Genomic DNA, 14,906 nt, shown 5'->3' on the forward strand with positions numbered 1-14,906 from the left:
CAATCGATTTAAATATATTGTGAGTTTAACGCTAATTTATATTGAAAATAGCGGCACTAACTGGCTAAAGAGTTTTCACTCAATGCATCAAATAAATGAATTGAATCCAGATCTAAATATAGTTTTAACTCATCGGTACTTACTTCAGCAGCCTGTGTTTCCACAGTCAGTGGTTGACCGGCAATTTCAGTTTTCAATAAAATACTGGCACCGAGTAATTCTTTGTCTTTAATTTTTACCGAGAATGGAAAAACACGATCATGATCGATATGTTGCGCCCGTAAATGAATATCTGTCGGGCGAACGCCCAAATGTAATGCTAAGTTTTTCGAAGCTAATGTTTTAAATCGTTCAGGCAACGGAATCAGATTTTCACCCAATTGAATATAAAATTCTTGATCCTGACTGATGAGTTTTGCATCCAGCATATTCATCGACGGGCTGCCGATAAACTGGGCAACAAACTTATTCGCCGGCCGTTGGAAAACATCCGTTGGCGTCCCCACTTGTGCGACATACCCATCTTTGAGGATCACAATCCGATCTGCGAGCGTCATGGCTTCAATTTGGTCGTGGGTGACATAAATCGTAGTCGTTTTCAGCTCGCGGTGTAGTTGTTTAATCTCTTCACGCATCACACCCCGTAGTTTTGCATCGAGGTTCGAGAGCGGTTCATCGAACAGGAAGACTTTGGGTGTCCGAACCATCGCGCGTCCCATTGCGACCCGCTGACGCTGGCCTCCCGACAACTCTTTCGGTTTGCGATCCAGTAATGGTTCCAGTTCAAGCATTTTGGCCGCTTTACGCACTTCTGTATCGATGTCGGTTTTAGCCATACCTTTGAGTTTCAGTGCGAATGCGATATTTTCATAAACTGTCATGTGGGGATAAAGCGCATAACTTTGAAACACCATGGCTAAATCCCGATCTTTGGCATCCACTTTATTGATCAGCTTATCGCCGACATAAATATCACCGGAGGTAATACTTTCAAGCCCGGCCAACATCCGTAATGTCGTTGATTTACCACAGCCCGACGGCCCGAGGAACACCACGAACTCACCATCATTCACCGTGAAATCAAAGTGCTTCACGACATCAACATCACCGAAAGATTTTTTGATGTTTCTGAATTCAACTTTAGCCATTACTTGTTCTCCTCAGCTCGCTCTAACAACATATTTTTATAAGCAATAGCGCTTTGTTTCAGTGTTCTTTCTTGGGTTTGATAATCAACATAAACCAAGCCGAACCGCTGACGATAACCAAATGCCCACTCAAAATTATCCATTAAACTCCAGGCAAAATAGCCGTCAATCCGCACTCCGGACTTAATTGCCTGATCGATAGCTTCAAGATGAGTTTGAAAATAACGCACACGTTGTTCATCATTGACTTGACCATCAATGCAAGTGTCGTTGGTTGCTGCTCCATTTTCAGTGACATAAATGGGTGGAATATTGTCATACCGCTCATGTAAACGAACGAGCAAATCCGTCAGACCCTGAGGATAAATTTCCCAGCCGATAAAGGTATGTTCATTCTCGGGTTGCGGCACTGTTTTGATCTCGCCATTCTCACCATAACGCACCACATTGCGGGTATAATAATTAATCCCGATGTAATCGACCGGCGCGGAAATAATCTCGAGATCCCCTTCCAGAATCATCGGCATATTCATCGCTTGACGTTCGGTTATTAAGGCCGGGTATTCACCCTTGAGAACCGGATCAATAAACCATTGATAGTTTTCAGCATCAGAATAATTGGCAGCACCGATATCTTCGTCTGTCAGGGGGTAAGCCGGCGATGCACTAAATACCACCCCATGTTTTGCATTCGGAGCATTCTTGCGGAGCACCGGCATGGCTAAACCATGGCCCAGCATCAGGTGGTGGGACGCTAATAAACCTTCCCGCTCGCCCACAACACCCGGCGCATGAATCCCCCAGCGATAGCCTAAGAAAGCAGCCACAAACGGTTCATTTAATGTGGTATACACATCGATCTTATCGCCAAAATGACGACTGACGATATCCGCATATTCAGCAAACTTGTACGCAGTTTCACGATTGAGCCAACCGCCTTTGTCTTCAAGATATTGGGGCAGATCCCAGTGATACAGAGTGACGTATACCGCCATTCCCCGGGCATGACATGCATCGATGATCTGCTCATAAAACGCCAAACCTTGCGGATTAACCACGCCGTCTTCAGGCAGAATACGCGGCCAGGCAATCGATAAGCGATAGGCATCAACGCCTAAATCACTGATCATTTCAATATCTTGTTGCCAAAGATGGTAGTGATCACAAGCCACGTCGCCATTGTCACCATTGTCCACTTTGCCCGGTTTCTGACAGAACGTATCCCATATCGAAGGCGTCCGTCCGCCTTCGGTCGCTCCCCCTTCAATCTGATAGGAAGAAGTTGCCACACCAAACACAAAGTCTTTATGACGTAATTGAGAATCTTGAGGAAATTCGTATTTATTCATGTTCATAACCTTTAAAATTTTAACCTTTCACTGCACCGGATGTGAGCCCGCTGATCATCTGTTTAGATGCAAATAAATAAGTCACTACGAGGGGCAGAATCGAAATTGTTGTGCCGAGCATTACCGCGCCCCAAGGGGTATTCGGGATCCCCTGAACACTTCGCAAGGCTTGGGTGATGACGTAGTTATCAGGTGTTGTCAGTACGACCAACGGCTGCATAAACATATTCCAGAAGAAGACAAACTGGACGATGGCTAATGTCGCCAAAGCCGGTTTCATCAAAGGCAAGACAACACTCCAGTAAGTGCGCAGCTGACCGGCACCATCAAGTTTCGCGGCTTCTAACAGCTCTTTCGGCACAGATGCAACGATGTGCTGACGCATCAGAAAAATCCCAAATGGGGTGGTCGTAAACGGCAGCCACACCGCAATGTGGTTATCTAACAAACCAAGAAACTTAATAATCATAAAATAAGGAATCAGGCTGAGCACCGGCGGAATCATCATGGAGCCGACTAACATCCCGAACATAAATTTCTTGCCTTTAAATTGAAACACGCCGAATGCGTAGCCACCCATGCTACAAAACAGCAGCGAGATTGCAGTCCCAAGAAAGGCAACATAAATCGAATTAAACATCGCCTGCCAAAATGGCATGATTTCTTGGAGCTTGGCATAGTTGATTGCCAAACTATCGCCAATTGCGAAACTAATGCCTGAACCAAAAATTTCAGTCCGGTCACGGGTTGATAACAGCGCCGACCAAACAAACGGAAAAACCGTCACAATTGCAGAGATAATTAAAACAAACGCCAATACAATCATGACTACCTTTGTCATCACCGCGATCGTTCCATCACTCGGTTTTAAAGCATTCAGGCCCGAAGGTTTTGTCTCTAATGAGTTCGTCAACATTTTATTGTTCCCCCAGTCCTTTCTTGCCGAAGAAGAAAAATTGAATCAAAGTACACATTGCAATCAGGGCAAACAGCAGCCATGAAATTGCAGAAGCGGTGCCCATTTCTAACCATTCCCAACCCACTTTGTAGAGGTACATTGAAATTGTTAAACCTGACTGGCCGGTACCACCGGTACCACGGGTCAAAACAAACGGTTCTTCAAAAAGCTGTAAGTTGCCGATAATCGTCATGGTGACGGCAAAGAAAATAAAAGGACGAATCATAGGTAGTGAGATACTCCAGAAACGACGTATGGCATTGGCACCATCCATCCGTGCGGCTTCTAAAATATCTTTCGGGATCGTCATCAGACCCGTGGTATATAAAACAATATTGAAACCGGTATATTTCCAGAACACCATAATCGCGATGGACGGTTTCACCATCGTTGCATCATCAAGCCAACGAATCGGCTGGAATTGATTCACCCACGCAAAAGCCCAGCCGAATAAAGAGCTATCAGCGAGCGAAGTCAGTGTCTGATTAATAATGCCTGAATTGGGCGAATACATATTAAAAAAGATCAGTGACGCTGCAACGGTGGAAGTAATATAAGGCAGAAAATAAGCAGACGTTAACCAATGACGTAATCGATCTGCCATTGAGACTAAAATATAAGCGACAGGAATGGCGACTAAATGTTGTGCGACACCGGAAGTAATCGCGAGCCAAAATGTATTTTCGAGTGAACGCCAAAGCCACGGATCGGTTAAAGCGATTGAATAATTTTCAAACCCGACAAATTTCATCGCCTCTAAACCTTCAACCGGGTTCCATGCGTGAAATGAAAGATAAACTGAAAAAACTAATGGAAAGACGCCAAACACTGAAAAAATACATAAGAATGGGAATAAAAAACCATAGGGTGTAAGCGCTTTCAAATATTTATTTAAAAAACGCTCATCCGATGGGCTTCTATTTTCATCTCTTGACGAATGCTTCATAATTACAACCTCTTTACAAGGAAGTCATCATGACTTCCTTGTATACATACAGATACATGAATTAAAGATTACGAGTACGACGCTTAATTAAACGTTCAGCCTCTTTTAGTGCAGTTTTAATGTCTTTATTTTCATCAAGGACTTCCATCAGCGCATTTTCGAAAATAATCGAGCGAGCAATGTGATCCCCTTTTGACGGTTGAACCGGTTTGATATTGCGTGCCACTTCAGCAAATAACAACCGAGCCTGTTGACCACCGAGAAAATCAATTTTCTCTTTAAACATGTCGTCATCATAAGTGGTGATATTGGCAGGGAATGCAGCAATTGTTGCAAAATGCTTCAACTGTATGTCACGATTTGTCGTCATGTATTTAATCAGTTCCCATGCTTCATCTTGATGTTTAGATTGCTTAGGAATCGATAAGAACGACCCACCCCAACTGCCGTAAATCCCATCTGGTAAATGTGAGACAGCCCATTTTCCTGACGTTTCCGGTGCGATCCAGTTCTGTAAATGTCCGAGCAGCCAAGCCCCTGACAATTGCGTCGCAAAAGTCCCTTTACGGAATCCTTCATACCATTCATTTGACCAAGCCAGAATTCGACCATCCAAACCTTTATCACGAATTTCTTTGGCGATTTGAAACGCATGAACAAATCGTTCAGACGTGACAACCGGTTTACCATTCTTATCGAAATAGATGCCTTCACCTTCAGGGACGGTGGTGAAAATAATAGTTTGGGCAACATCAGCAGCGGATGGAATTAACTGGACACCCATTTTTTTGAGTTTTTCACCCGCAGCAATGTATGAGTCCCAGCTTTTGATCACATCATCAACTTTCAGCCCGGCTTTTTTAAAGATATCAGTGCGGTAATACATCACACCCGGCCCTAAATCCACCGGCATGCCATAAATATCACCGTCACTCCCTTTTCCCTGAGACCAAGCATAAGGCGCGAAACGATCTGCGTACTGATCGGCACCATATTTTTTAGACAGATCGACCAAGCCACCTGAAGCGACAAATGGGCCAATTTTCTCAACATCAACAACAATAACATCACCGGCACCCGAGCCTGTCGCCAAGTTGGTGGTGAGCTTGGTATGATGGTCACCGTGGTTATTCATCAGGTAATCAACATGAATCCCTGTCTTTTTTTCGAAATCAGGCAGTATCACTTTCAGGCTGCTGTCAAAATCAGGAAATCCATCAAAGCGAATATTCTTATCCGCATCAGCAGAAAAAGAAGGCGCAGACACGATTCCCATCAGAACAGCCGAGGTGAGTGTTAAGGCTTTTATTTTCATCATTTATCCTTAAATAACTTATAGGGTATTTATTACGTTCTTGACCGAATCTCTAATCACTAGAGAAGGTACAAGTTTAAGATTCACATCAGATTTATTTTTATTGAGTTTATGAATCGCGAGTTTTACTGCTTCTTTGCTCATTTTTTCAATCGGAAAGTCAATGGTTGTTAACCCCGGAGTCAGATAACGAGCAAAAAGAATATTATCAAATCCGACTAACGAAATATCATCCGGAACAGAAAGCCCTACCGATTTCAGCACTTCACGCGCACCGAATGCCATATGATCATTCGCTGCAAATACAGCAGAAAACTGACATCCGCGATTGAGTAATTTTTTCATAGCGCTCATCCCGGTTTCTTCGGTAAATCCGGCTTCAGAAACCAGCATTTCGTTATATTCCAACCCGGCATTTTCCAGCGCCTTTCTATAACCTTGCAGGCGTCCCCTTGCATCAGATTTATTCAGTGGTCCTGTAATGCAAGCAATATGTTTGTGCCCCATTTTGATCAAATATTGCGTTGCAAGTAAACCACCGGCTTCATTATCGATATCAATGCAACTGGTCACCATTTCAGGTACGACGCGATTAATCAAAATAATAGGAAGTCCTCGTTCTTCCAACATGATTAAATAATCATCATCGAGTTGCTGGGTGTGAAGAATAAGTGCATCAACCCGACGTCCCAAAAGAAATTCAACTGCTTCTTTTTGACTTTGCTCGGTATTTGAACCGGCAGTAATCACTGCATGATAACCGAGTTGACGTAGCTGCCCTTCAATACTCTGTAATATCCCTGAATAAAACGGACCACCCAGTTCAGGAACAACAATACCAACACTATCTGTGCGGCTGGAAGCCAGTGCTTGGGCAATAGAATTGGGACGATAACCCAATTCTTTAATAGCACTTTCAACCTTTAACTGCTTTTCCCGACTTACTCGGGTCGAACCATTAATGACTCTGGAAACGGTTGCTTGTGATACACCAGCACGCTCTGATACATGTTTGATAGTGACCAAATGAACCTCTGCCTGAAATCGCTTACAACTTGAGTATTCAAGATTATTGGCCGCTAAATCGTGACGTTAATCACGCTAAACCTGATATTTATTTAGCGATTAGAAAAAAATTGAAAGGCTTTGCAGTTTTCCAAGAAGTCATGAAATCATTTCACATCAGAACCATTATTATCATTCATGACATAAAAAGCCCCTACTTATTCAATGCTTTTATTTTATTCACACTCCAATATTAATTGAATTGCTTATCATAATTTAAATGAGGATGTGAGTTTAGATTGATGCTCCGCCATTTGTTCTAATGTTTTACTTTGTTCCGCTAAGTTTTCGGAGCGAACCATATTTTGATGGGACAATGTCTGAATCTTATTAATATTGTCCTTGACTTGAATTGCAGCAAACTGATGTTGCTCAGTCGAAGCTGATATTTTATGACTTCTTTCTTCAATTTTATTCAGATTGATATGAACCTGAGTTAAAGACGAATTCACATCTTGCGTTTGAATAATACAATTTTCCATGTCATCAACACATTCTGATATTTGTTTCACCGCTAAAATAGAGCTTTGTTGCAACTGTTCAATTTTCGATTGTATTTCTTGGGTACTTGCTGTGGTTTTTTCCGCTAAACCTCGCACTTCATCCGCCACCACGGAAAAGCCACGACCTTGCTCTCCGGCCCTTGCAGCCTCAATCGCAGCATTCAACGCAAGAAGATTGGTTTGTGAAGAAATATTAGAAATAATATCCAGAATCGACTCGATACCGGCACAATAGCTTTCTAGCTGATATATCGTTTGGGTCGAATCTCTCAGGCGCTGAGACAGATGATTCAATAACTCAACATTTTTCTTCATCAATACCTGTCCGGAATTCGAATCGTTCACCGCAACGGTTGCGATGGATAACGTCTCACTGACCGACTCGGAGATATCTCTCACTGTGTATTCGATTTCTTCCATTGCTGTGGCTGTCAATGCGGTCTGTGAGGTTTGCTCTGCAATGGCGAGACTGAGCGCTTCACTGGTGTGTTGGTTATCGAGAGAAGCATGATTCAGTTGCTTCGCCGTCGAGCGAATTTGATGAATGATATGGGATAAATCATCGATGACCATATTCACGGTCTTAGACAGCATCCCAAACTCATTGTTGGTTTGATAGTTAACTCGTGAGCTCAGGTCTTTTTCTGCAACCTGACCAAGCACACGTTGCAAGCGTCGGCTCGGTCTGCGAATCATGGTCGCGATCACAATACCGATCGAGAGTGCAATCACGACTGAGACCAGCGACAATATCACCAGAGTAATGACTGATTCTTTAGCCTGAGTCGTTGATTCAGCATAGCGCTGCTCTGCAATTTGAGTGGCATAGGCAGAAAAGTCATCAATATTTTTCAACTGGGTATCAATATCGATTTTCACCGTCTCTTGTTGTGCGGTCAGTTGCTCATAAAGTTCAACCATCGCCGTATGCTTTGAGACAGCCCCGTCAGCAGAGAAAGCTTGCTGCCCAAGTAGCTGCAGCGGTGTTTCGCTTTGACGAAAAAATGCTGGTGATGCGGATTGGAACGTTGCAATAGCATCATCTAAACGAGTTTTCCGAATTTTAAATCGCCGCTCTAATGCGCGCGTTTCAATTACATCTTGTAAAGAAAACGCTTCATTCACTTCGCCAACCAGCAATCCGATTTGGGTGAGTAGTGCTTCAATTGACTGACGTGCATCGGACTGATTTTCTGCGGCAAGATTTTCTAACAAATTATTATTAATTTGCATAATGAGTGATTGAAGTAATGCCCGTTGCTTGACATTTTCATCTTTCATTTCCAAATATGTTTTATACCCATCCAATATCATATTAATATCTTTAAATGTCTTAATTGCTGTCGATTCTATTTTCTCGACAAACTCAGCAATATGATGCTCAGGATCAGGTAGTTCTTTAAACCATGCCAGTTTTGTCTGGAAATCTTGCATCGATTGATGAATTGACTGGCTTAAAGGATCCAAATCTTCTGGGTATAGTGTTGATAAATATGACATCATGCTACGATCAATATCCAAATAGTTGATCGTCAGTTCACCCGAACGTAATATGAATGGCGCTGATTGTTTCAACATGAATTCCATATTGGCAGAAACTTTATGATTACTATTTAATAATGCACCCGCTGAAATTAACATTGTTAAAATAATAGTAAAAAAACCCAGATAAACTCTAGATACAATTAAATTAAGGTTCATATTACAGCTCTTCAATATCACATGAGTAAAAAAAAGGCACAAGCGTGCCTTAAAAATTGATTAGAATAAAACAGTTGTGAAAAAAACTCGTTGCGTTGATTTATGACAAATCATCAGAACATTCAAAATATTAACTAATGAAACAACTGAAAACATCGCTAGAATTCACATTAATCTATAAAATTCAACATCACACAGATAAACCAATACAATTCAATCAGTTATAAAAATACGATCAATAACATTACGTGAATAAAATTGAGAGTAATCACAAAATATGATATTTATTTTGGTGTCAATTATCTAATGCTTGAAAAATTTTTCATATTTTTGAAAATATTTCATAAAAATGATATCCGTTATTCAGGTATCTTCAGACTGGAATCGGAGAAAGACAGATATAAAAAAGGCCAACCCCATCAAAGGTTGGCCTTCAATCGTGAAATATCAATTAATCTAGCAATGCAACTGACTGCTGTACAATGACCAACTCTTCATTGGTTGGAATCACCATTGCAACCGCATTGTGCATTTCAGAATGCGCAATCACGCCAGAATTACCAAATCGTGCGGCTTCATTAGCGGCTTCATCTTCCACAAATCCGAACACGCGCAAATAATTCAGAATTTCGCGACGAATCGGCAGTGAATTTTCGCCGATACCGCCAGTAAATATAATTGCATCGACACGCTGAAGCGGAATCATGTACGAAGCAATATATTTTGCGACTCGATAGGTAAACACTTCAAATGCGAGTTTGGCATCTTCATGGCCTTGTTCCATGGCTTCTAACACGCCACGAGCATCGGAAGTCAAACCGGATAAGCCCAGAAAACCTGACTTTTTATACAAAGTGTCGAACACTTGTTCTTGCGTCCAGCCTTTCTTTAATAAAAACTCAATAATGCCCGGGTCAATATCACCGGAGCGCGTTCCCATCATCAATCCGGCTTGAGGGGTGAATCCCATCGACGTATCAACGCTCTGACCATCCCGAATCGCACAGACCGATGCGCCATTGCCCAAATGAACAGAAATTACATTGGTGTCATTGACATCTTTATCCAGCATTTTTGCCGCTTCACGGCTGACATAATAGTGGCTGGTGCCATGAAAACCATAACGGCGAATCGCATATTTGTCGTAAAGTTCAGTCGGAATTGCATCTCTGTAGGCTTTTTTCGGCATGGTTTGGTGAAATGCGGTATCGAACACAACAAACTGAGGTAGCGAAGGAAATGCTTTGACTGCTGCGCGAATCCCTTTGACATGAGCTAGATTGTGTAAAGGTGCAAGTTCTGCCAGTTGCTCAATCTCGGTAATGACCTGTTCATTGATTCGAACAGTCGAAGTGAATTTCTCTCCCCCGTGGACAACTCGGTGCCCGATAGCAATGATGTTGTCATTCAGTCCGAGGGACTCAATCAGTTTGACAATCCGATCAACCGCATGTTGGTGATGATTATCAGGATAATCGATCGTTTCCTCTGTTTTCTCACCCTGATATTTCCAACTGATAACAGCCTCGGATAATCCGAAACATTCACCTAATCCACTGACAATAGCATCACCGCTTTGAGAGTCGATCACCGCGAATTTAAGGGATGAGCTACCTGAATTAACGACCAACACATACGAGTTCGACATAAGGCTTTATCCTGTATTCAAATGAATATTGAAGCAAATGCTTCTCCTAACAATCAACGCATCCATTATTCAATATTTTTTGAATGTTTCAACTTTATTTTAATATGTGTTGATTCTTAAGCCATTTTTTTATGATCGAGAACAAGGAATAATTTATTTTCAAACAAAAAATATATGAATTTACTCAATAAGCACGTCTATGTCTTTAACTCAACGCGACAACTGCGGTCTGCATCAATTTGGCTGTGCTTTAAGATCTGATATGCAAAATCGAGCGGTGTATCATAAGCTGAACTGGTCTTGGCAATGACTAAATCAGACACCAAAATCCCCGCTTCCGTCTGCGTTAAAATCCCGGCAGCAACTGGCTCACCCTGCTCAAAACCAAGATACAACTCACAGGGCGGAGAATAGATAATTTGGGTAAAGAACTCGATAATGGCTTCTTTTTCTGTCGAGGTCTGGTATTGCCCGGCCTGAAGCTGGGCAAACATCACCGTTAAGCGATGAAAATCAACGCGATAGACATCCTGTTGTATCAACTCAGCAACGGCCTGTAATGCGACATCCTGATATGTGCATTGCTGAACCGATGCCAGATATAGATCACGCCCAATCAAACTTTGGGGCGTGGGATACGCAACATCTACTTGAGCCGATAACCACTGGTTTTTCATTTGTGCGATATTCATAAAACCCTATCATTTCAATATCAGGGGGAATTACGCCATCTTACTCGAATCTATCCCGAAAAGGGGATAAAAGTGGTGCCTGTGTTCATGACACTGCCGAGATACCTCAATCGGCAATAATCATTTAGCCGAGGTGTTCGTATACAATGCCACAGTAATTCCTTCATCCGGCTCACTTTATTTGGGAATCCTCGAATATCTTGATATGATGGACAGACTCATCTGACGGCTGGAAACCAAACATGAGACTCAAGAATATATTCATCGCATCACTGTTTTCTCTGGGGCTCACAGCCTGTGATAACAACGAAGTCGGAGATGTCAGTTTAGGCCTATTTACAACTCAAGATATCAAAATCAATCAGCTCATTGATCCTATCGTTACCGGTGTTACTTGCCATATTGCCAGTATTGAAGCTGATCTCAGTTTATCCGATCCATCAGACTCATCGATTGCCTGCCGACAAACGGGGGAAATTACTCCTGAAATGATCGCAAAAATTGACAAGTCCGATTCGGGTGAAGTGATTTTTAAAAAATCCAAAAGTGTTTTCTTTAAGTCAATGAAAATGCGCAGAATATATGACCCGAAGACGCAAACGCTGATCTATGTTTCTTACTCAACCAAAGAGACTTCGGGCAGCTTCAAACACAGTATATCAACAGTCCCGCTGTGGGGTACAAAAGCATATCAAATGGCACCAGAACCGAATCATTGAGGCAATACACGAATACGACCAATTTGGGCAAATAATATTGATGAGCATATAGACTAGCGTCAAGGAGCCTTCAATTTCATGCAAAAAGACTTGGGGGAAGCGGTGTCACAAGTTCAGCCGCCCAACAATGAATATAAAACACGCCTCATCCATATTTTTGATGTGTTCAATGAGGGAATATTTCATATGGATGCAGAAGGCCATTTGACATTCTACAATCCTAATTTCTATGTCCAGTTTGGTATTCAATCACCCACGATTCATGTTTCCGCATGGTATGCGCTTGTTCATCCAGACGATCAAGAATCACTGATCAACCGAGTCAACCACCATATCGATACTTTTGAGCAACGGATGCTCATTCAATATCGGGTAAAAAAAACAGACGGTGATTATTTATGGATCGAAGGAAGTGCAGTCTGTTTGGCCGAAAATGGTCAAATTTACATCGTCGGAAGTCACCGGGATATCTCTGATAAAAAAATGATGGAAACCTATCTCAAAGAAGCAGCTTTCTATGATGATAGTTCCTCCCTGTTCAATCTGAGAAAACTACTTTTAGATCTGGACTTACTCGTTCAATCAACAAATAACGACTTTTCGGTCATTTATATTCAAATTCATGAATTACAATCCTATCTGATCGAATATGGTTCCGACCTACTTAAAAATGTGATTACCAATGTCAAACTAGCAGCCAAAATTTTCCCGCAGGAGAATGCAACGCTTTACCGAGTTAGTTTAGATACATACGCGGTACTGTTTAAAAATTCGGTTTCACATACTTCTCTCAGAATGATGTGTACCCAATTTGTTCTCCGTTATCAGTCTTGTATGGCACAACAAAATACCCTCTTTGCCAATGGTATGAGTCTCGGAATTTATCCGGATTGTGACCATCAGCTTGAAAGTGAAGAAATTCTGAGTATCGCCTTTAGAACATGCGCATTCGCCAATGAACAAAGTCAGTCTCAGATCGAAGTGTATGAGGGGAATACGCAAAAGAAAGTGGATCGCTATTTTTATATCGAAAGTGGTTTAAAAGATGCGTTAAGAAACAGAAGTCTCTCGGTAAAATATCAACCCATTATTGACACCACGACAGGAAAAGTTTCCAGTTTCGAAGCTTTAGTCAGATGGCATTCCAATGATTATGGTCATATTTATCCCGATGAATTTATCCCCGTGGCTGAAAATAAAGGTCTCATCGTTGAGCTGGGTTATCAAGTGTTTGAAAAAGCGTGCCAATTCATCAATCACTATAATGTCACAAATCAAGCCTCCGTCCGAGTGAACGTCAATGTATCGGTATTACAGTTGTTGAACAGTAACTTTCCCGATGAAATGTTACGCATTACATTAGAATCAGGGCTAACCCCTGATTCGATCATTCTTGAATTGACTGAAACCGTGATTCTGGATGAGCATAAATATGCACTTCAACAGATTAACCGACTCAATGAGCTTGGTTTTTTATTGTCTCTGGATGATTTTGGTGCAGGTTTCAGCTCTATCCACAGCTTTTTTGATCTGCCATTTGCTCAAATCAAAATAGACCGATATTTCTCAATGAAGACCATGCAAAATCATAACTCTTGCCAGTTTTTGGAATTCTTAATCGAATTGTGCAGGAAAGAACATATCAGTGTCGTCATTGAAGGCATTGAAAACAGTGATATGTTACGTCAATTCCATGCCATGGGCGCTTCTCACCTGCAAGGTTACTGGTTTGCAAAACCATTATCGATTGCAGCAGCCATCAACTACAACCCATCGAACATGATGGGTATACCAGCCTCATCGAATGGCGGCAGACGCCAACCCCTTCCATCGATATCCTAAAATACCGAATAATACCCCCAATAAGTACCATCCTATCGAGCCACCACCGGAGCTACTACGCAATATATTCGTCTGATAATACGTCAGACGTTTTGCATCCGTTGCAATATAGTTTGGGGCAAGGGTGCCATCCAGCACTTGATCAATCCACGTATCATAGTTAGTTAACTCAGTAAACACACCCGTAATTGAGCCAGAGCCACACACCGTCGGCCCGAAACTGGTAATGCCAACTTGACGCAGCGTACCACTATCATTCCAGTAGATCGGCCCGCCTGAGTCGCCGGCACAAATCCCATTATTCATCGTGGCCGCTGAACCACCGGAAAAACAGATTTGAGAATCATGCAGCCCGGGGGTTACTGAAGCACAGGTTGACTGGTCAACATAATCCATTGACGTTTTCAACAATTTATAGGTGATAGTATTGGTGGTGGTATTGCCATGACCAATAGCGGTAAAACTCTCGCTATTACTCCGATAGGACTCATTCGTTGGACGATTGATCGTGCCGCCAGTATTTAACGGTGATGTCAGTTTAATAATCGCAATATCGTCTTTCCATAGGTCAATTTTCGAATCACTAAATGAACTGAAATAATAAAATTCAGCCGGCCTGACCGGGGTAATATTGTAAATCCAGTCCGTTTCATCACTAGTCTGCCCGACCGTCATAAACAACATGGACTCTTCATTAATACTGTCTCCGCTGAAAATACAGTGTGCGGCCGTCAATACATACTGATTGGTCAGCATGGTGCCACCACAGAAACTATGCCCGCCATACATCCCATCATACGCAGTCCGGTCATAAAACAGACTGACAAAGTCAGGATAGGAGACCACCGATGTTTCCGTTCCGTTGACAATATAAGGGGAAACGTCACTCGAAAAAACAGGTGAAGACAATAAACAGCAACAGCATAGTACTGTGCGCATCCACTTTGAAAACATTAGAATATTTCACCATTAATAAAAGTATGATTTATCATAACGATATCAAAAAAAAAGGAAAATACT

General features: G+C 42.0%; 12 protein-coding genes. 2 read left to right on the plus strand and 10 right to left on the minus strand.

What is annotated here, in order from left to right; genetic code table 11:
* Positions 1–56 precede the first annotated feature (56 nt).
* From VRK_RS13655 to VRK_RS13700, 9 genes are all read right to left on the minus strand, one after another.
* Positions 57–1,148 carry an ABC transporter ATP-binding protein gene (locus VRK_RS13655; RefSeq protein WP_059121877.1) on the minus strand — a complete coding sequence of 364 codons (1,092 nt, stop codon included), beginning with the start codon at positions 1,146–1,148 and terminating at the stop codon, positions 57–59.
* The gene (locus tag VRK_RS13660; RefSeq protein WP_059121878.1) at positions 1,148–2,497 is read right to left on the minus strand and encodes a GH1 family beta-glucosidase; all 1,350 of its coding nucleotides are present in this window, start codon (positions 2,495–2,497) and stop codon (positions 1,148–1,150) included. The genes VRK_RS13655 and VRK_RS13660 overlap by 1 nt, the downstream gene beginning before the upstream one ends.
* 19 nt (positions 2,498–2,516) lie before the next feature.
* The gene (locus VRK_RS13665) at positions 2,517–3,413 is read right to left on the minus strand and encodes a carbohydrate ABC transporter permease (RefSeq protein WP_059121879.1); all 897 of its coding nucleotides are present in this window, start codon (positions 3,411–3,413) and stop codon (positions 2,517–2,519) included.
* Position 3,414: 1 nt separating this feature from the next.
* Positions 3,415–4,401: a carbohydrate ABC transporter permease gene (locus tag VRK_RS13670; RefSeq protein ID WP_059121880.1), complete on the minus strand. Its 987-nt coding sequence runs from the start codon at positions 4,399–4,401 to the stop codon at positions 3,415–3,417.
* Between the two features lie 61 nt (positions 4,402–4,462).
* Positions 4,463–5,716: an ABC transporter substrate-binding protein gene (locus tag VRK_RS13675; RefSeq protein ID WP_059121881.1), complete on the minus strand. Its 1,254-nt coding sequence runs from the start codon at positions 5,714–5,716 to the stop codon at positions 4,463–4,465.
* 18 nt (positions 5,717–5,734) lie between these two features.
* Positions 5,735–6,742, minus strand: a complete 1,008-nt coding sequence (locus VRK_RS13680) for a LacI family DNA-binding transcriptional regulator (protein WP_059121882.1) — start codon at positions 6,740–6,742, stop codon at positions 5,735–5,737.
* Positions 6,743–6,990: 248 nt separating this feature from the next.
* Positions 6,991–8,862, minus strand: coding sequence for a methyl-accepting chemotaxis protein (locus VRK_RS13690; RefSeq protein ID WP_197413107.1), 1,872 nt, complete (start codon positions 8,860–8,862; stop codon positions 6,991–6,993).
* A gap of 574 nt (positions 8,863–9,436) precedes the next feature.
* Positions 9,437–10,633, minus strand: coding sequence for an acetate/propionate family kinase (locus tag VRK_RS13695; protein WP_059121885.1), 1,197 nt, complete (start codon positions 10,631–10,633; stop codon positions 9,437–9,439).
* Between the two features lie 197 nt (positions 10,634–10,830).
* Positions 10,831–11,325, minus strand: a complete 495-nt coding sequence (locus VRK_RS13700; protein WP_059121886.1) for a hypothetical protein — start codon at positions 11,323–11,325, stop codon at positions 10,831–10,833.
* 242 nt (positions 11,326–11,567) lie between these two features.
* Between VRK_RS13700 and VRK_RS13705 the strand changes: the two genes are divergently transcribed.
* Complete coding sequence (locus tag VRK_RS13705) at positions 11,568–12,044, plus strand: CreA family protein (RefSeq protein ID WP_059121887.1); 477 nt, start codon at positions 11,568–11,570, stop codon at positions 12,042–12,044.
* Positions 12,045–12,122: 78 nt separating this feature from the next.
* Positions 12,123–13,886, plus strand: a complete 1,764-nt coding sequence (locus tag VRK_RS13710) for an EAL domain-containing protein (RefSeq protein WP_059121888.1) — start codon at positions 12,123–12,125, stop codon at positions 13,884–13,886.
* On the opposite strand, the gene VRK_RS13715 is transcribed toward VRK_RS13710, so the two are convergent.
* Complete coding sequence (locus VRK_RS13715; protein WP_197413108.1) at positions 13,842–14,825, minus strand: S1 family peptidase; 984 nt, start codon at positions 14,823–14,825, stop codon at positions 13,842–13,844. The genes VRK_RS13710 and VRK_RS13715 overlap by 45 nt on opposite strands.
* Positions 14,826–14,906 lie beyond the last annotated feature (81 nt).

Origin of the sequence: Vibrio sp. MEBiC08052 (assembly GCF_001506075.1) — a bacterium.
Taxonomy (GTDB): Bacteria; Pseudomonadota; Gammaproteobacteria; order Enterobacterales; family Vibrionaceae; genus Vibrio.